Here is an 18,127-nt window from a genome sequence, read left to right on the forward strand (position 1 = left end):
CCCGCAAAAGGACCAGACCATGCCCGAACAGATCACGTTGAACGACGGCGCCGCCATTCCCCAGCTTGGCCTTGGCGTGTGGCAGGTCGATGCCGACATGACAGCGCAAGTGGTCGGCTCGGCGATCAAGGCCGGCTACCGGCTGATCGACACCGCCGAGGGCTACCAGAACGAGGAGGGCGTCGGCGAGGCCATCCGTAGCGCCGGCGTGGCGAGAGCCGAGCTGTTCATCACCTCCAAGCTGCGCAACGGTGCGCACCAGAGCGACGCGGCGCTTCGCGCCTTCGACGATACGATGGAAAAGCTCGGCATCGAGCAGCTCGACCTGTTCCTGATCCACTGGCCGGTGCCCAGCCAGGACAAATATGTCGAGGCGTGGAAGACGCTGATCGAACTGCGCAAGGCCGGCCGCATCAAGTCGATCGGCGTGTCGAATTTCAATCCGGATCATCTGGAGCGCATCATCGGCGAGACCGGCGTGGTTCCGGTCGTCAACCAGGTCGAGCTGCACCCGCGCTTCCAGCAGCGCGCGCTCAGGGAATTCCATGCCAGGCACAATATCCAGACCGAAAGCTGGAGCCCGCTGGGCAGCGGCAAGCTGCTCGGCGACCCGACCATAGCAGGCATCGCCAGGAAGCATGGCAAGTCAGCCGCGCAGACGATGATCCGCTGGCATCTCCAGGAAGGACTGATCGTCATTCCGAAGTCGGTGCGCGAGGACCGCATCGCGGCCAATTTCGACGTCTTCGATTTCGAACTGGACGCGCAGGACCTGGCGACCATCCGAGGCATGGATTCGGCCAGCGGACGCGGCGGACCGAACCCGGCGACGGCGGCGTTCTTGTTTTGACGATTGGACAGGCAGGCGTGGCGGCTTCGCCGATGGCACCTCACTCCGGCAGCTCGACCATCACCGCATCGCCATCCAGCCGCGCCAGGTAGCTGCCGAGATTGACGCAGGGCGGCAGCCTCTTGGCCGCACCCGTTCGATAGTCGAAGGCGCCGGCGTGCTTGGGGCATTCGACTTCGTAGTCCATGACCAGCCCGTCGGCGAGGTGGACGGCCTCATGGGTGCAGAGCCCATCGGTGCAGAACACCTCGTCGTCGGGCGAGCGGAAGATGGCGTAGGTGCGGCCGCCATGGTCGAAACGGCGCGCGCCTTCCTGTTCGATGTCGTCGAGGCCGCAGGCCCTGATCCAGCTGGACATTCTTTCCTCGTGAGCTCCGTGCGGTCTCCGGGACGGCTGTCTTGCCGTCCCGGAGATTTCGCTCCTGGGATCAATTCTTGCTGAGGTAGTCGGCAGCGTTGGCCGGCGTCACCAGTTCGAACGGCACGTAGACGACGCGGTCGACCTTCTCGCCCTTGGCAAGCGCCAGTGCCGCGTCGACACCGCCGCCGCCCTGGCCCTTGGCGTTCTGGAACACCGTCACCGCGAGATCGCCAGCCTTCATCGATTGCAGGCCGTCCTGGGTGGCGTCGATGCCACCGACGACGACGTTCTTCATGTCGACGCCGTTTGCCTTCAGCGCCAGGATCGCGCCGATGGCGGATTCGTCGTTGTTGGCGATCACCGCGTCCGGCGCCGGACCCGCCGTCAGCCAGTTGGTCATCAGGTTCTGCGCATTGTCGCGCGCCCATTCGGACGATTGCTTGTCGGTGATCTTGATGAAGTTGCACATGTCGGTGGCAAAGACCTGCTCGACATCCTTGGTGCGCTGCAGTGCTGCCTGATGCACCAGGCTGCCCATGACGATATAGGCCGTCGCGCCCGCCGACTTGCCCTTGGCGCGCAACAGCTTGCAGACTTCGAAAGCCTCCAGCGTGCCGGACTCGGTTTCGTTGGAGCCGACATAGACCTGCTTTTCCGGCAGGTTCTTCATGTCTGATGGTTCGAGGTTGACGAAGACCAGCGGAATGCCGGCCTTGGCTGCCTCCTCGCTGATGGTCTTGGAGGCATTGGTGTCGACAAGCGTGACAATGATGGCGTCGACGCCCGAGGCGATGAAGTTCTTGACCTGGTCGAGCTGCTTGGCGACGTCGTTCTGCGCGTCTTCGACCTGGATGCCGGCGCCCTTTTCCTTGGCGCGGTCCTGCATGCCGTGCATCAGCAGCGTCTGAAAATTGTTGTCGAAGTTGACGATCGAAACGCCGATCTTGGCGGCGAAGGCCGATGTCGACATCGTCGCGGCGAATGCCGTCGACATCAGCGTCGCCAATGCCGTCGAAATGAGAAGCTTCTTCACGGTTTTCCTCCCTTGCGGATGGAGTGCCGGTTCACCCCTCTTCGTTCCGGCCCTTGCGGGATGGCTGGAGGGATGGCCGCGCCATCCCTGTGGCTGTCTGGTCGGCCGAGGTCAGCGAGGGGCGTTGGCGCGTGCCTTCTTCTTTTCGTAGCGGGCCTCCATCCGCGCCTCGCCCTCCTTGCTGCCGTCGTGGAAGGTGCCGAACCATCGGTCGAACGGAATGAGACCGTCGCCGTAGTTCACCTCGAAATATTTGTGGTGGAGGTAGTGGATGTAGGCGTGGCTATCGACCGAGCTATCCTCGGTCAGCTCGACCTTGTCGAAGCCGACATGGCCGGGAATGGCGCCGAAACCGGCATAGTGGAGCTGATAGAGCGCGAGCAGCGGATTGGACGGGATAATGAGGTGCCAGAGCGCCACGCCGAGATAGCCGAGCTGCTCGACCGGGTGCATGGCCAGCGACGACCAGGGCGAGGGGTTGACTGAATTGTGGTGCACCGAATGCACCCATTTGTAGAGCGGCGGCCAGTGGATCGCCCGGTGCAGCAGGAAGAAATGCGTCTCGTGGATGATCGGCACCACCAGCGCCAGCACGAACAGGTAGACCGGGTGCTCGGCCACGGTCAGCCACGGCACGTAGCCATTGGCGTAGGCGTAAAGGATCGCCACCTCGATCGCCGTCCAGATCGGCATGCCGGTGCCGAAGGTGCGCAGCATGTTGTCGATGTTCTGGTTCTTGAACAGGAACGCCTTGTTCTTCTGCTCGGACGGCCATTTGCCGTTGTATTTGAATCGGTTGCCCTGGGCTTTTAGCGTGTAGAGCCGCATCTCGAAGGCGCCGAAGAAGACCAGCAGCGCCACGCAGTTGACGAGGAAGAGCCTGGCGATCCAGCCGAAGGAAAGCGTCTTCATCGCCTCGGTGTCGGGCAGCACGAAATGCCACCACGCCACGGCCGAGAGCGCGAACAGCATGTTATAGGGCAGGAAATAGTGCGGCAGCCATTTGAGCAGCGCCAGCGGGCGCGGCGGGAAGGCAAACAGCGGCGCGGTGCCGGCCGGCTCGTTCGGCGCCCAGTCGCCGCGCTTGTTGCGCGTGCCGTATTTCAGATCGTCCATGACGGCCTCACTATGTCTGGGTTCACAAGGACTGGGAGAGGGTGAGGAAGCGGTCGTAGGCGGCATCGTCCATGTCCACCTGGTGCCTGGCTTCGGGGTAAAGACCATTGGCCACGTCGCGGCCGAAGGCGCGGAAGGCAGTGATGCGCTTGTCCTGCAACTCGGCTTCCAGCGCGACGAAATCGGCATAGCGCCTGGCATGGCGCGGGTAGTGGCCGCTGTGGGTGCCCAGCACATCGCTGGAAAACAGATATTGCGTGTCGCAGGCGTTGCCGCAGCCCATACCCATGGTGACCAGCGGCGTCGAGCGGGTGATGTGGTCGGCGAGCCTGACCGGCACCACCTCGACCTCGATGCAGGCCGCGCCGGCGTTCTCCAGATCCTTTGCCGCGCGCAGCACCTTGATCGCCTCCTCGGCCGATTTGCCGATGGCGCGGAAATTGGTCCAGGTGGCGCGGTTGGGCACCAGGCCGACATGGCCGGTGACGGGAACGCCCTCGGCGGCCATCGCCTCGATGAAGCGCGGCGAATGCGATGAATAGACCGCATCGGCGCCGCGCTTCATCATGGAGAAGCCGAGCCGCACCGCCTCATCAGACGAAGCGATAGCGCCATGCGGCATACCCACGGAGAGGAAGGCGAGGGGTGCCGCCTGACGGATGGCCTCCAGATTGTGATCGGGCTCGCAGGACAGGATGACGATGTCGCTGGCGACGGCGGCCCGCGCCTCGGCCGGCGTGTCGACATGAAGCTGCAGCCATTTGCGGCTGCCCTTGGCGCTTTGCAGGTCGTGTACGCTCAGCCGTCTCGTCACTCGACATCCTCCCGTTGCGGGAGGCGTAGCATCGCTGCCGACGGAAGACCGCCTGTTCCTTGATCAAATCAGATCAAAGGTTCTCGGCGGTGAAGGTGATGAAGCGGATCGGCGGGTTTTCGATCGGCAAGTCGTGCAGTCCGAGTCGGGCGAGGATCAGGTCTATGGCGCGGCGCGCCTGCGCTTCGGGCGCCTGGTCGAGCACGACGTCCATGGTGCCCTGGCGCAGCGCCGCGCTGCTGCGCTCGGTCAGTTCATGGCCGACGAAGAATATCTCGTGGCGGCGCGGATGGCGGGCCAGCATTTCGTTCAGCGAACCGTTGCCGCCGCCGGCATTGTAGAAGCCGGCAAGGTCCGGGCGCTGCCGCAGCACCTCGACGAGAAGGTCGGCGCTGCGGTGGCCCTCGTCATGGCCGAACAGCACCTCGGCGAAAGCATGATCGGCGCGTGGATGCTGTGCCAGATAGTCCGAAAAGCCACGGATGCGGTCGCGATGCACCTGGTAGATCTGGCTGTGGCAGAGCGCCACGATGCTGCCGCCGCGTGGCTGCATGCGGCTCATCAATTGCGCCGCCATGCGGCCGGCGGCGTAATTGTCGATGCCGACATAGTCGGCCTTCGAGCCGGCGATGCGGGTCACCACCTGGACCGTCGGCACGCCCTGTGCCTCGATCTCGGCCAGAGCGGCGCGGATCAGCGGATCGTCCGGCACCGCCAGGATCAGGCCGCCACGGCGCATGCCGGGCTCGCGGATGCGACGGGCAACGGCTGACGCATCGCCCTCGTCGAGGAACGTCCGGTGCACGGCGACGGTGCGGTCGAGCGTTGCCGCGATGCGTTCGAAGGCGCGGGACAGTCGCGAGAAAAAGGTCGAGTCCGGCCGCACCAGGATGACCTCGATGCGGATGATGCCGCGATGCGCTTCGGGCAGCCGGCGCGGATAGTCGAGCGAGCGGGCAGCGGCGACCACCTTTTCCACTGTTTGCGGCCGCACGCCGCCGCGGCCGTTGAGCACGCGCTCGACCGTCGCGGTGCCGACGCCGGCGCGGCGGGCGATGTCGGCGAAGGTGGGTTTGGCGATGGCGCCCTCCCTGATGCGATTTGATCAGGAGGTAGCATGTTTTCACATTGAATGCTTTACGCCTCGGCTGGGGAAGCCGCATCTCGCCACGACGGGAGATTGGCAGTTTCCGCCGTCGGCGCCCTAAATCCCGGAGCCGTCCAGTTGCTGGGCATCATCGCCTTCCCAGGGAGCGGGCATCGAGGCACCCCGGCCGGGATTGGCGGTGGGCAGCGGCATCCAGCATTTCAGCTCGGGCTCGGCATATTCGACGACGCGGCCGGGCGAGGAATCGGAGGCGCGCCAGCCTTCCTCGGCGAACTGGTCGGCGCGCGACCAGTAGGCGAGATCGACTTCCGCCGGCCCCTGCTCGGACGAGCGCACGGTGACCAGGATGCGGCTGCCGTCCTTCGGCGCCGTCGACATGTGGCGCCACCGTTCGGGCTCGTCCATCGCATTTCCTCCTCGGGTACTGCTGCGCTCGAAGGAGGGATAGTCGCCTTGCACCGGGAGCCGGTCAACCCGGACTTTCGCGAAAAGCCGTTCAGAACTTCATCGCCAGCTGCTGTTCCACCAGGCCGAGTTCCTTCTCGTAGAAGCCTTCGAAGCCCTGGGCGTAATGCTGTTGGCGAAAAATGTCGCGGGCGGCGATGAAAGCGTCGCGGGCCGCGAGCAGGCTGGCCCTGTCATGCGTCCTGGTGCCGATTGCGAGCAGTATTTCGCCGCGCACCGAATGGGTCTTGCCCCAGATGATCGGCGACTTTTCGCGTGTCAGTTCGGTCAGCGCCAGGTCCATCTGCTCAAGCGCCTTGCGGTAGCGCGGTACGCTGTCCTCGGCGTCGCCCATGAAACGGTAGGCGCGGCCCTGATTGTAGGTGATGGTGGCCCAGGTGAAAGGGTCCTGCTTGCGGGTAATGACCTCATGCGCCCTGTCAAAGGCGGCCAGCGCCTGCTCGAAGCAGTCGGCGCATTTGCCGCGCTGGCCAAGCGACAGAAGCACGGCGCCGAGATTGCTCTGGGTGTTGGCCCAGTCGACCGGCTGGGTCTCGCGGGTGCGGACCTCCAGCACGTCCTGGAAGGCGGCCCGCGACGCCTCCAGTTTTTCGGTGCCGTCCTCGATCTCGCCGAGCTTCTGCAGCGCCACCGCCATGTTGGCCATCGCCATCGCCCACTGCACCGGCACCTTGCCGCGGGTCCAGACAGTGAGGGCGCCGTGGAAGGCGTCGATGGCGTCCGTGTAGTTCTTCCTTGCGTCGCCGGCATCGCCGAGCGCGGTGAACTCGTTGCCGATGTTGTTTTGCAACCCCGCCCATTCGTCGGGACTGGTCTTTTTCGTATAGACCTTCGTCGCCTGGCGGTAGGCGTCCATCGCCTTGGCGTAGTAGGCCGTGCCGCCGGCGCGCTGCCCCATCAGGTCGTAGGCGTTGCCAAGGTTGATCAGCACGGTGGCCCACAATTGCGGCGTGCGCTTGCGGCTGAAGATCTCGAGCGCGTCCTCATAGACCTTGATCGCCTGCTCGACACGCGCCGTGCCGTTTTCGCGTGCGGCCAATGCCGTCAGCGTGATGCCTTCGTTGATGGCGACGCCGGCCGGGCCGCCGGTGAAGACGGTGACGCCGGGCAGCAGCTTGGCCGCCTCATAGACGTCGACCGCTTCTGACAAGGCCGCGTTTTCGCCCTTGATCATGCCCTGGTCGGTCAGCGCGTCGCCTTCGAAGATCTTGTAGATGAAGGCGGTCTTCGGGTCCCAGCGCTCGGCCTGCCGGAACGCGTCCTCATAGCGCTCGGCGGCGGTGCGGTAGTCGAAGTTCAAGATAGCGGTGCGCGCATGGTCGGCAAAAGTATTGGCGAGTTCCAGCCGCCTCTGCCTGATGTCAGCCTCGGCTTCGTCCAGCTGTTTGTCGATCTCCTCGGCCCGCGCGCTGGCCTTGGCGCGGAAGGTCAGCGCGAGCTGGATGGCGCCTTCCGTCTGCGCGCGGTCGGCAAGGCCAGAAAGGCGAATCAATTCAGGATCCTGCCTGGTTTCGGTGTCGTGCCGGGTTATGATTTCGCGCAGCTTCTGTGCGCCGGCCGCGAGCTGCGCCTGCAAATCGGCGGGGCCGGCAGATGTGTCGATCCGAAGGGCGCCGAGCATGCCGTAGAGCTGGTCGAGCGGCACCTCGTTCTGCGCCGCGACGGTTTCGACCATCGCGCGCTGGTCGGCAGGCGTGGTGGCTATGGTCAGCAGCAGCTTGCGCCGGGCCGAGCGGATCGAGGCCTCGTCGCTGCCGGTCTCCTCCGGTGCCTGGCCGAAATAGAGCAGCCGCCGCAGGCTGGCATTGGTCCAGGGCAATTGCCGGCCGCCGGTCTTCACATAGACTTCCTCGGTGACCATGGTCATGACATCGCCGAAGGCAAAACCGCCGGCTGCGAGATGTTTCAAAAGAGCGGCGGCATAGGGACTGTTGCCGCCAGCTTCGCCGTCCAATGCCGCATGGCCGGGCGCCGCGGCAAAGCCGATGACCTCGCCCAGGCTCTCCGGCGCGCCGGATGCATCCGCAAGGGGTGCGGCACCACGCGCGAGATCGAGCCCGGCGGCGGCCACCGCCGCCGGGCCGGACGGGGTGTTGAGCGTCGCACCGGGCGGGAAGGGGTTGGATCGGCAGGCATCGAGCAGCATAATCGCCACCGGAACGCTGGCCTTGAGCTCAGCCAACAGAGCCGAGACCCGAACCAGCCGGTTGGCCGGATCGGCGAGCGAGGTGGCGTCCGCTTCGACCGGCACCAGATAGTTCTCGCCCGCGGCCTCGATGCCATGGCCCGAATAGTAGAGCAGCGCGACGTCGGCGCCGGCGGCGTCCTCGACGAAATGCTTGAGGCCGCGCGCCAGGCGCACCCCGTCGCCATCGGGGATGGAACTGACCTCGAAACCGAGACTGGTCAAAAGCTGGGCGACGGCGCGTGCGTCATTGGCCGGATTGGGCAGCGCGGGCAGGGACAGGTAGTGGGACTCGCCGATGACCAGTGCCACGCCGCGCAGCGGTTTGGCATCGTCGGCCCGTGCCGGCCATGCCAGCAACACAGCCTGCAACGCCAGCAGCAATGCAGCGCAAAAGGCAAAGCGATGTCGACCCGCCATGCACAACCCCGATGACCCATGCCATCGTAACCGGCATAAGGTGGCGGCTCAATGACCGATGCGGCGGCAAGACCAAATGTCGGATCGCATCGGCCATTTACGTCCTGGGTCCGGCGATGGTCGCCAGGACAAGGAGAAGCATTGATGCGTGACAAGATCGAAGCGACGTCGGTTGCGGACGAAATGAAACTCTACTTCAGCCGCAATCCCAATCCGCGCCTGGCGGTCGCGGTGGCTCGTCACCTCGACGCGAAAGTGACCTTCGAATTCGCGTCACCCTTTGCGCCGGGGCAAGCGGAGCGGTTCCGGCCGCTCAATCCCAATCTCTCCATTCCCATCCTGGCATGGCCAGGCGGCAGCCTGTGGGAGGCCGATGCCATAGCCTGCAGGCTGTCGCGTGACGCGCGCTCGAACTTCTGGCGGAGCGGTGACGACGAGCCCGACATGATTCGCTGGATAAGCTGGGGCAAGGAGAACTTCGCACGGGCCTGCGACATGGTGCATTTCGAGCGCGGCACCAAACAGCGCTACCGCCTCGGTCCGATCGACCATCAGTTGGTCGAGGAGGGGCTGAAACTGTTTCACACCACCGCGACCATTCTCGATGCGGCGCTGGCAGGCCGGCAGTGGCTCCTGGGGGACGAGGTCTCCTATGCCGACTTCCGCATGGCGACGTTCCTGCCGTTCAACCATGTCGCCGGACAGCCGCTCGAGGACCATCCCTGCCTCGCGCGCTGGTATCGCAGGCTCGATGCCATCGACGCCTGGCACAATCCGTTCGAGGGGCTGGATGCGCCCGAACTGCCGCCGGTGCCGGGGCAGGGCGCTTAGGCGGCTGGAAGCGTAAACTGACGACCGGCGTATACGAAAGACAACTTGAAGACGCCGGCCGCCATTTGGGGCGTTTGGGTGCATCACGTTGGGGCACGATGCAGGGTCAGGCTAGGCGCATGTGCCGGGTCCGCAAATCGGAACACCGTCTCATGGTGAACAGGTGGTTACTATCCACAGGCCCGAGGCGGGAACCGGCAGGCGGCACGCGGTTTCCGGCCCGTCCATGGCGGCCACGGCGACGCTCTCTCATCTGTGCGCAACGCGAATCGCCTGGCCTGCGCGGCTCGACGGGCCGCGATCGGGTTGATAAGCCCGTCTGCGAAGGAGCCGATGAGTCTGACATGACCGTTGCGATCGAGATGGGACAGACGACGGCGGGCGCCCCGGCGAAGCTCGATCTCGAGGAGTTGCTGGCGACCCGCCTTCTGGTGCAGGGCAATTCCGGTTCCGGCAAGTCGCATCTGCTGCGTCGGCTCCTCGAACAGAGCGCGCCCTGGGTGCAGCAGACCATCGTCGACCCGGAAGGCGATTTCGTGTCGCTGGGCGAACGCTACGGCCATCTGGTGATCGACGCCGAGGAGCATACCGAACGCGGCCTGCAGGCGGCCGGCGAGCGCGCGCGGATTCACCGCGTCTCGACGGTGCTCAACCTTGAAGGGCTCGATGCCGAAAACCAGATGCGGCGCGCGGCCGCCTTCCTCGGCGGGCTGTTCGAGGTGGCCCGCGACCACTGGTATCCGATGCTGGTGGTGGTGGACGAGGCGCAGCTTTTCGCACCTGCTGTGGCCGGCGAGGTTTCGGACGAGGCGCGCAAGCTCTCGCTCGGCGCCATGACCAATCTGATGTGCCGTGGCCGCAAACGGGGGCTCGCCGGCATCATCGCCACGCAGCGGCTGGCCAAGCTCGCCAAGAATGTTGCGGCGGAAGCTTCCAACTTCCTCATGGGCCGCACTTTCCTCGATATCGACATGGCGCGCGCGGCCGATCTGCTCGGCATGGAGCGGCGGCAGGCGGAAGCTTTTCGCGATCTGGAGCGCGGCCAGTTCATGGCGCTCGGGCCGGCGCTGTCGCGGCGGCCGCTCGGCCTGCGCATCGGCCCGACCGATACCAGCCCGCGCAACGGCACGCCCAGGCTGATGCCGCTGCCGGAAGCCGCGCTCGAGGACGCCCGCGCCATCATCCTGGCCGCGCCGCCGCCCGAGACGGTGCGCGCGCCGCGCCGGGTGGCGTCACCGGATCTGCTGGAGCAGCTGATGGCGGCGAAAGCGGCGCCGCTCGACATCCGCCCCGAACCGGCCGGGCCGGCGCCCAGCGCCGAGGATCTGGCCGAACGGCGCGAGCGGATGGACCGTGTCCTGCGCGCCATCCTGGCCGAGCCCGATGCGGGATTCCGCGTCATCGGCGTGCTCTACCAGGAATTCGTCGTGCGCTGCCGCATCGAGGGTCTGGCTTCGGTCATACCCGATCTCCAGGAATTCCGCCGCATGCTGACCCGCGCCCGCGCCGGGGTCGGGTCCGACATGGCCGAGGACGATGCGTGGCGCGATGTTTCGGTGCGCGCCTCGCTGCTGCCGGAGGACATGCAGGGCGTTTTCATGATGATCGCGCGTGCCGCCAAGGAAGGCTGGCCGTGCCCGAGCGATGGCGCGATCGCCCGCGCCTATGGTTCGCATTCCATGCGCCGCGCCCGGCGCCTGCTGACCTATATCGAGGAGCAGGGCCTCATCGTCTGCCAGCTCGACGGTACGGGAAAACGCACGGTGACGCTGGTCGAACTGGCCTGGGCCACCGCGCCCGGCGACCCCAACGCCGAAGGGGCGGGGCAAGGCAGCCTGGCGCTGTGACGACCTCATGAGCAGCCCGGCTCCCGGCGGTTCGCGGATCGAGCCCGGCGGCAAAGCCCGGGTCCGTATCATGGGGACGCCGCGATCCGGCACCAACCTTGCCAAGCTCCTGGTCGAAACCCATCTCAGCATGCCGGTCGTGTTCGACCGGGGTTTCTGGAAGCATGGGGTTTTTCCCGCCCTGATGGACGGGCGCACGCTGCAATATGGAGATTTGCCCATCATCGTCATGAGCAAGGATCCCATAACCCAGCTTCTGTCGTGGTTCCGCTACAGCAGGAACGACAGCATCTTCAGGCCGGCCGAATATCTCGGCCCGTTCCTGAGCCAGTCCTTCGAAATCAGGCAGGATTTCACGCAACCCAGGCGGATGGAGTACAGGTTCCGCACGCCGGCCGACTACTGGAACCAGTTCTACTTCGCCATGGAGGCTCTTCGCCGCACCGGCGCGCCGGTGCATTTCGTGTGCTATGAGCAGCTCGTTTCCGCGCCGGCCACAAGCCTCGCTTCCATCTCCCGTTTCCTTGACCTTTCGCCGCCTTTCGATGCCGGCAGCGCGGTGACAATCCCGGGATATGCGATCGGCGCCAGCAACGACATCGACAGGCCTTCCGATCCGGCCGCCAGGCAGGGTCCGTTTGACCCGACGCGCGCGGATCTGGCGTCGGCGCTCGCCAGGATCGGATGGCGCAATGCGCGCCTCATCCTGCGCGACATCGACGAGGATGTGCTGGGTGCGACGGGGCGGCCCGGATTTCGCGGGATCTGCAGGCAGGCGATGGGGCCAGCGGCGCTGTTGAGGTCGCTGATCGGCTTCTGGTGAGGGGGCGCTGCGGCGCCCTCCTCAGGCGCCGCCTTTCGCCTTGCGGCCGAGACCCATGGATTTGGCCAGTTTCGAGCGGGTCGCCGAATAATTCGGCGCCACCATCGGATAGCTGGAAGGCAGGTTCCACTTCTTGCGATACTGGTCCGGCGTCAGCCCGTAATTCGTCTCGATATGCCGCTTCAGCGATTTGAAGCGCCTGCCGTCCTCCAGGCAGATGATGAAATCGGGCGTGACGGATTTCTTGACCGGGACGGCGAACCTGATCTCGTCGGGGCGGCCGTCGACGACACCATCCGAAATGGCTCGGATCGAGGCGTGTATCTTTCCGATGAAGTCAGGCAGATCGGCGGCTGGGACCGGATTGTTCGAGACATAGGAGGAGACGATATCGGCGGTTATCGCAATAATCGGGTCGATAGGCCCGCTTTTCCCGGCATATGCGCCGCCCCCGTCGGCAAGGTCGATCGGCATGTCTTCGAAACCCATTCCGGTCCTGACCAGGGTTGGGCTTGCATAAGGTTTCTTCAAAAGACGTCTCCTTGGGCGCGGGCAGTTCGGTGTTGCAGCTGTTTGATGGGCACAAGTTGTGGGAAAATTTCACACGTGTCAACCGGTGTAAACCGCGCCAGCCAGGGATCATCGTCCCACGGGCGCGGGGCTTCGTATCCGGCGGACGCGGGGCGGGGATCGATCTGGCGAAGGGGTCGCCATAGAGCTTCCGTGCCGTCCGCCTATTGTGGAAGCATTTCCCACGCGCTATTTTCGCCAGGAATTTCCGGGGGATGGACGACCGATTTCGGGATTGGGAAGTGAAGGACGGTGATGAGCAGAGGACAACATCTGGAGGCCGCAGGGGTCCAGAACGCGTTGAACCGGGTGCTTCGCCCGCTGGTGCGGCTGGCCATCAAGTGCGGCGTGACATTTCCGGCCTTCGTCGACCTGCTGCGTCAACTCTATGTCAATGTAGCCGAGCACGAGTTTGCCTTGCCCGACAAGCAGCAGACCGACTCCAGGGTCAGCCTGCTGACAGGCGTCCACAGGAAGGAAGTCAGCCGGCTGCGGGGCGCCGGCGCACCGGTGCGGGTGGTGCCCGATGCGGTTTCCAGGACGAGCGCCATCGTCGCGCGCTGGCTCGCCGACCCGCTGTTCCTCGATCCCAGGGGCATGCCGTTGCCGTTGGCGCGCACGAGTGAGGCCGCAGAGCCGTCCTTTGCCGGCCTCGTGGAATCGGTGACACGCGATCTCAGGCCGCGCGCCGTGCTGGACGACTGGCTTGACCGGGGGCTGGTCGAGATCGACGCGGAGGACCGGATCGTGCTCATGGAAGGGGCCATGGTGCCGCGTGGGGACGGCGAGGTCCGGCTCTATTATTTTGCGCGCAACCTCGGCGACCATGCGGGCGCCGCCGTCGAGAACGTACTGGCCGATACGCCGCCCTTCCTCGAACGCGCCGTCCACTATGACGGGCTGTCGGAGGAGCTTGCCAGGTCGCTCGAGGCCTACAGTCGGGAAATCGCGGTCGAGACGCTGCTGCGCCTGAACAAATACGCCAACCAGGCCATACAGAGCGATCCCGGCGGCACGAGCCGGTGGAACTGGGGCGTCTATGTCGTCACCGCCCATGGCAGCCCGCTGGCTGCCGAAGACGCTTCGCGCACCGGCGACGCCGGCGGAGAGACGGCATGAGCTGGAACTGGAGGCCGACGAGGCGGGATTTCCTCAGCCTTGGCGCCGCCTTGCCGATGGCGCTTTCCAGCCGTTCGGCAAAGGCGGCCGAAGCGTCGAAAGACCAGGGCATAGGCGGTACCGGCTGGACGGCCGGGACGGACGGCGGCGACCAGGGCATAGGCGGCACCGGCATTGTCGGAACGATCCAGCGCTTCGGTAGCATTTTCGTCAATGACGTGCGCGTTGCCTATGATCCCGACGTGCCGGTCTGGCTGGACGGCGTGCGTGTTGCCCCTGGCGCGCTCAAGGTGGGCCAGGTGGTGCGGGTCGCCGTCGCACGCAAGGCCGACCGCGTCGTCACCTCCGCCATCCATGTCACCAGCGAGGTGGTCGGGCCTGTCGAGCGCAAGACCGCCGGCTCGATGTGGGTCGTGGGCCAGCATGTCGACATCGGCGCCATTGCAGGGGGGGTGACGGTCAAGACGGGCGATATCGTCGCTGTCCATGGCATCCGCCGGCCTGACGGCAAGATCGTCGCGAGCCTGGTGGAGGCGAGACCGCATGAAACACGCTACGTGGTTCGCGGCCTTGCGGTCGTGAGCGCCGGCGCCTTGCTGGTCGGCCGGCTCAAGATCGGATCGAAAGCGTCGGAGCTGGCAAACCGGCGCGTCGAGCTGACCCTGACCAAGGCCGCGGGCGGCTACAGGATCGTGCATCTGGAAGCGGAGGCACCGGTGCCGCAGGCCCATGTCGCCAATGTTCTCTACGAAACGTTCCTGCAACGCCGGGGGAACAGCCTGGAATCGGGCCTGGGCATCGCCGTCGGCAAGCCGGAAAGCGGTTCGAAGTCGACAACTGCGGTCCGGGTGTTCCTCGAGGTCGGGTTCGATCGGGCGGGCAACATCACATCGGCCTCGCGCGGGCAAGGGGCCGGCGGGCCGGCGCCCAACCAGCGTGGCATGCCCCAGGGCGGCCAGCCCCCTGGCGGACCGGCAGGGCCGACAGGGCCGGGCGGCCCCAGCGGGCCGACTGGCCCCGGCGGGCCGCCCGGGCCGGGTGGACCTGATGGACCCGGTGGCCCCGGCGGCGGCGGCCCGGGCGCGCCCTAGGCCGCGCACGGCAAATGTCGGCGCCAAGGGGCTGGCCAACATGGATGGAGCAGATGAGCGAAAAATACGATCTTGAAAGGATGCTCACCATCCACCTGTCGCAAGCCAGGGCAGCCGTGCTCATGGATATCTGCGCCAGGAGCGGCGGCTTCGATCTTGCACCGGAGGAGCAACTGGTGCTGCGCGAGATCGAGGCAACGCTGGAGGCGGAAATCGATTTCGTCCTCGATCCCGCCTATCGGGCGATCCTGGCGGACATCAGGGGCGGGCTGCGAAGGGAATTCGACAGCGGCGCCCCGCATGACGACGACCATCCGGAGCGGGCGCGCCAGCCGTGATCTGGTTCGACGCAGCCCTCGAATATGCCGCGGATGACGAGCTGTTGAGGCGCTGCGTCGCCATGCTGCTCGGACTTGGGACGGGAGGCGTCGAGGTCGTGCGGAACATCGGCAAATCGCGGGATGCGCCCGCCACCTGCCTTGTCGGCGGCGGATCGCAAGGCGCATATTCGCAAATCGTCACGCTCCATCTCTCGCCGGCCAGCCGCCAGCCGGACGCTGTCGAGAGCGGCATGCGACTGGCACGACTGCTCGGCAGGTCGCTGCTGCTGGCGAACGACGCCACTGCCGACCCCTATTCATTCCTTCTCGCGTCAAGGGCGGGAACGCTTTCGACCGTATCGGTCGACCGCAAGGAGCTGGACGAGCACAACCGCTATGCGATCCTGACGCGGGAAAATCCCTGAGCGGGTAGGTGGCGGCCCATGGCGGCCAATCGGATCCCGCGACAACCACTTACGGCAAAAATTCAAAAGGCGCGATGAGGTCATGGCGCAACAATCCGGCCGGCGCGTCCTTTGCGATGGACGGCGCCGGCCGGCGCAGCCGTATCGGCTCGTTGTAGGGCTCGAGCTTTCCTGAGGGGGATACGGCTGCATTCGGCGGACCACGCGGGGGGCGGATGGTCCGCTGAAATCTGGGTCGAACTGTCTGGGATCCTCTCGTTGGTTTGGGCATACTGTGGGAAAAATACCCACAAGTCAACTGTCTGATCTTGACGTGGGTAATTTTCCCACATATTGGAAACCAACGCCCAGGGGAAAGATCGTCGGCGAAGCCCGGGCCTGCATCGGAAACGGAATCCGAGATCGAGCGGCTTTGGCCGCCGCGGCTTTCCGCTGTCTGCGAACCGACCAATTTCGAAGGTAAGCCATTGAAGACATTGTATATCGATGCCTCCCTGCCGTTCCGCTGGGGGCCTCATCCGCCTGTCGGCATTCCCCGCGTCGAAACCGCGCTCATCCGTCAGGCGCTGCGCTGGAGGGCCTCGCCGGTCGGGTTCTTCATCGTGGACAAATGGGGCCAAGGCCAAAGGCTCGACGAAGCGGAACTTCGTTATCTCAGGCGGCTTGTCGAGGGTGACCTGCCGCAACCGACGGGCGGCGAGGGCAGCTCCTATCTGGCGCGGCTGTGGAAGGTGCTGTCGATCCTGCGGGCGGCGCCTTTTGCCTGCGGGCGCGAATTCGATCGCGTCGCGGCCATCTTCCTGTCAGGCTCCGAGAAGCGGCGCGGCATCAAATTCCAGCTGTCCAAGACGGCCATACGGCTCTTCAAGATTGCCAAGTCGGCGCTGCGTCCCACGAGGCTCGATACCGGCGATCCGCTCAAGGACGAAAACGCCGTTTGTTTCCTGTCCAGCGCCAGCGTGCACGAACTTGCCTCGGGCAAGATCGCCGGGAAGAAAGCCAGATGCGGCATCTTCACCCTGATGCACGACCTCATCCCGATCGACTACCCGCATTTCGTCGGTCCTCATCACGCCCGCGGCTTCGTGCGCAACACGCAATGGCAGCTGGAAAATGCGCGCCTGCTGGTCTGCGTGTCGAACTACACCGCCGACAGGGTGAACAGCCACGCCATGGCCGCCAATCCCGGACGGATTCCGCGCATCGCGGTCGCATCGCTCGGCGCTTTCCTGCGGGAGGGCGTCGCGGATCGGGGGATGTCCACCGAGCGGCGGAAACGCGACCGCAAATTCGTCCTCTACTGCTCGACGATCGAGATCAGGAAAAACCACATCCTGCTGCTGAAAGTCTGGCACCGGCTGCTGCCGCTGCTGGGCGAGCGGCTGCCGAGGCTGGTCTTCTGCGGCCGGTGGGGCTGGATGTATGAAGAGCTCACCGCCTTCATGGCCGGGCATCCCGAACTGGCCGACCATGTCGAGTTCCGCTCCAACCTCAGCGACCGCGAGCTCGCCGAACTCTATCGGGACGCCGAATTCAGTGTCTATCCTTCGGCGGTCGAAGGCTGGGGCCTGGGCGCGGCCGAGTGCCTCGATTTCGGGTTGCCGGTGCTGATCTCGGACGCGCCATCCCTGGCGGAAGCCACGCAGGGGCTGATGCCGACGCTTCCCGCACGCGACGTCGAGGCCTGGTGCGCTGCGGTGGCCAAGGCCTGTACCGATCCGGTCTGGCTCGCCGAACTGCGCCACATCATCGCGTCACGCTACCGGCCGATCAAGGAGCGGGACTTTTTCGCGACCATAGTGGGTCACGCCGAGGCACTCGGCCAAGGTGCCGCGCGGTCGGCCGTGGCGACCGAGGCCCGCCAGCGGGCGGAGCGGATCCATGGGTGAGCGGCCGGTGTTTTCGGTGGGCGGGATGGAAACCGTCGCGAAGGATGCCGGCCATGGCGGTGCGGCCGTGCGGGTGATGGGAACGCCGCGCTCGGGCACGAACCTCGCCAAGCATCTCGTCGAAAATTATCTCAAGGTTCCGGTCGTGTTCGACCAGGGTTTCTGGAAACACGGGGTTTTCCCGGCGCTGATGAACGGACGCGACATCGACCATGGCGGCCTGCCCATCATCGTCATGAGCAAGGACCCGGTGAGCCAGATCCTGTCGTGGTTCCGCCTTGCGCGAAACGACACGATCTTCAAGCCGAACGGCAACCTCGCCTCGTTTCTCACGCGCCCCTTCGAGGTCAGGCAGGATTTCACCAAGCCGAAGCGGATGGAATACAGGTTCCGTTCGCCGGCCGACTATTGGAACCAGTTCTACTTCGCCATGGACGCGCTGCGGCGTGCCGGCGTGCCGGTGCATTTCATGGGCTACGAACAGCTGGTTTCGACGCCGGCCCTGTCGCTGCACATGCTGTCGCATTTCCTTGGGCGCACCAGGCCTTTCGACATTCGCACGGGCGTGGAAATCCCCGGCCACACGCTGGACGCCAGCAACGACATCGACCGGGCCGGCACGCATGAGCAAACCCCGTTCGACCCCGCCCGCGCGGAACTGGCCTCGGCGCTGGCCAGGATCGGCTGGCGCAACGCCAGCCTCATCCTGCGCGCGGTAGACGATGACGTGCTTGCCGCCACCGGACGGGCCGGGTTTCGCCAGACCTGTCGAGAGGCCGTCGGCGCGAAGGCCGTGCTGCGGTCGCTGGTCGGTTTCTGGTGAGGGGGAGTGCGGCCGACAATTTCGGCGCGGATGCCGC

The 18,127-nt window shown here is 65.5% G+C and carries 18 protein-coding genes; 10 read left to right on the forward strand and 8 right to left on the reverse strand.

Annotated elements, in window-relative coordinates; genetic code table 11:
• Positions 1 to 19 precede the first annotated feature (19 nt).
• Positions 20 to 850 (forward strand): aldo/keto reductase, encoded by an 831-nt coding sequence (locus tag FJ967_RS22610; protein WP_140734031.1) that lies wholly within the window; start codon positions 20 to 22, stop codon positions 848 to 850.
• Positions 851 to 890: 40 nt separating this feature from the next.
• On the opposite strand, the gene FJ967_RS22615 is transcribed toward FJ967_RS22610, so the two are convergent.
• From FJ967_RS22615 to FJ967_RS22645, 7 genes are all read right to left on the reverse strand, one after another.
• Entirely contained in the window at positions 891 to 1,208 is a 318-nt protein-coding gene (locus FJ967_RS22615; protein ID WP_140734032.1) for a MocE family 2Fe-2S type ferredoxin, read from the reverse strand.
• Positions 1,209 to 1,278: 70 nt separating this feature from the next.
• Positions 1,279 to 2,244: a substrate-binding domain-containing protein gene (locus FJ967_RS22620; protein ID WP_140734033.1), complete on the reverse strand. Its 966-nt coding sequence runs from the start codon at positions 2,242 to 2,244 to the stop codon at positions 1,279 to 1,281.
• A gap of 111 nt (positions 2,245 to 2,355) precedes the next feature.
• On the reverse strand, positions 2,356 to 3,360 hold the full coding sequence (locus tag FJ967_RS22625) for a sterol desaturase family protein (RefSeq protein ID WP_140734034.1): 1,005 nt from the start codon (positions 3,358 to 3,360) through the stop codon (positions 2,356 to 2,358).
• 22 nt (positions 3,361 to 3,382) lie between these two features.
• Complete coding sequence (locus FJ967_RS22630) at positions 3,383 to 4,174, reverse strand: 3-methyl-2-oxobutanoate hydroxymethyltransferase (protein ID WP_140734035.1); 792 nt, start codon at positions 4,172 to 4,174, stop codon at positions 3,383 to 3,385.
• A gap of 73 nt (positions 4,175 to 4,247) precedes the next feature.
• Positions 4,248 to 5,255 carry a LacI family DNA-binding transcriptional regulator gene (locus tag FJ967_RS22635; protein WP_140734036.1) on the reverse strand — a complete coding sequence of 336 codons (1,008 nt, stop codon included), beginning with the start codon at positions 5,253 to 5,255 and terminating at the stop codon, positions 4,248 to 4,250.
• 123 nt (positions 5,256 to 5,378) lie between these two features.
• On the reverse strand, positions 5,379 to 5,687 hold the full coding sequence (locus FJ967_RS22640; protein ID WP_140734037.1) for a hypothetical protein: 309 nt from the start codon (positions 5,685 to 5,687) through the stop codon (positions 5,379 to 5,381).
• Between the two features lie 91 nt (positions 5,688 to 5,778).
• On the reverse strand, positions 5,779 to 8,352 hold the full coding sequence (locus FJ967_RS22645; protein WP_140734038.1) for a caspase family protein: 2,574 nt from the start codon (positions 8,350 to 8,352) through the stop codon (positions 5,779 to 5,781).
• 183 nt (positions 8,353 to 8,535) lie between these two features.
• Here FJ967_RS22645 and FJ967_RS22650 point away from each other — a divergent pair, with 183 nt between their 5' ends.
• The 3 genes from FJ967_RS22650 to FJ967_RS22660 all read left to right on the forward strand — a co-directional run bounded on the left by FJ967_RS22650 (position 8,536) and on the right by FJ967_RS22660 (position 11,853).
• A complete protein-coding gene (locus tag FJ967_RS22650; RefSeq protein WP_140734083.1) occupies positions 8,536 to 9,183 on the forward strand; it encodes a glutathione S-transferase family protein in 648 nt (215 codons plus the stop codon).
• A gap of 344 nt (positions 9,184 to 9,527) precedes the next feature.
• Positions 9,528 to 11,030 carry an ATP-binding protein gene (locus FJ967_RS22655; protein WP_140734039.1) on the forward strand — a complete coding sequence of 501 codons (1,503 nt, stop codon included), beginning with the start codon at positions 9,528 to 9,530 and terminating at the stop codon, positions 11,028 to 11,030.
• 7 nt (positions 11,031 to 11,037) lie between these two features.
• Entirely contained in the window at positions 11,038 to 11,853 is an 816-nt protein-coding gene (locus tag FJ967_RS22660; RefSeq protein ID WP_140734040.1) for a sulfotransferase, read from the forward strand.
• A 21-nt stretch (positions 11,854 to 11,874) separates the two neighbouring features.
• On the opposite strand, the gene FJ967_RS22665 is transcribed toward FJ967_RS22660, so the two are convergent.
• Positions 11,875 to 12,327, reverse strand: a complete 453-nt coding sequence (locus FJ967_RS22665) for a MucR family transcriptional regulator (RefSeq protein ID WP_140734084.1) — start codon at positions 12,325 to 12,327, stop codon at positions 11,875 to 11,877.
• Positions 12,328 to 12,678: 351 nt separating this feature from the next.
• On the opposite strand from FJ967_RS22665, the gene FJ967_RS22670 reads away from it, so the two are divergent.
• The 6 genes from FJ967_RS22670 (at position 12,679) to FJ967_RS22695 (ending at position 18,090) form a co-directional block, all read left to right on the forward strand.
• Positions 12,679 to 13,542 (forward strand): DUF6502 family protein, encoded by an 864-nt coding sequence (locus FJ967_RS22670; RefSeq protein ID WP_246675352.1) that lies wholly within the window; start codon positions 12,679 to 12,681, stop codon positions 13,540 to 13,542.
• The gene (locus FJ967_RS22675; RefSeq protein ID WP_140734041.1) at positions 13,539 to 14,633 is read left to right on the forward strand and encodes a DUF5666 domain-containing protein; all 1,095 of its coding nucleotides are present in this window, start codon (positions 13,539 to 13,541) and stop codon (positions 14,631 to 14,633) included. Before FJ967_RS22670 ends, FJ967_RS22675 begins: the two co-directional genes overlap by 4 nt.
• A 53-nt stretch (positions 14,634 to 14,686) precedes the next feature.
• The gene (locus tag FJ967_RS22680; protein ID WP_140734042.1) at positions 14,687 to 14,971 is read left to right on the forward strand and encodes a hypothetical protein; all 285 of its coding nucleotides are present in this window, start codon (positions 14,687 to 14,689) and stop codon (positions 14,969 to 14,971) included.
• Positions 14,968 to 15,378, forward strand: coding sequence for a hypothetical protein (locus FJ967_RS22685; RefSeq protein ID WP_140734043.1), 411 nt, complete (start codon positions 14,968 to 14,970; stop codon positions 15,376 to 15,378). Before FJ967_RS22680 ends, FJ967_RS22685 begins: the two co-directional genes overlap by 4 nt.
• 467 nt (positions 15,379 to 15,845) lie before the next feature.
• On the forward strand, positions 15,846 to 17,267 hold the full coding sequence (locus FJ967_RS22690) for a glycosyltransferase (RefSeq protein ID WP_140734044.1): 1,422 nt from the start codon (positions 15,846 to 15,848) through the stop codon (positions 17,265 to 17,267).
• On the forward strand, positions 17,260 to 18,090 hold the full coding sequence (locus FJ967_RS22695; protein ID WP_140734045.1) for a hypothetical protein: 831 nt from the start codon (positions 17,260 to 17,262) through the stop codon (positions 18,088 to 18,090). The genes FJ967_RS22690 and FJ967_RS22695 overlap by 8 nt, the downstream gene beginning before the upstream one ends.
• Positions 18,091 to 18,127: the final 37 nt, after the last annotated feature.

The sequence above is a fragment of the Mesorhizobium sp. B2-3-4 genome (assembly GCF_006442315.1).
Lineage (GTDB): Bacteria > Pseudomonadota > Alphaproteobacteria > Rhizobiales > Rhizobiaceae > Mesorhizobium.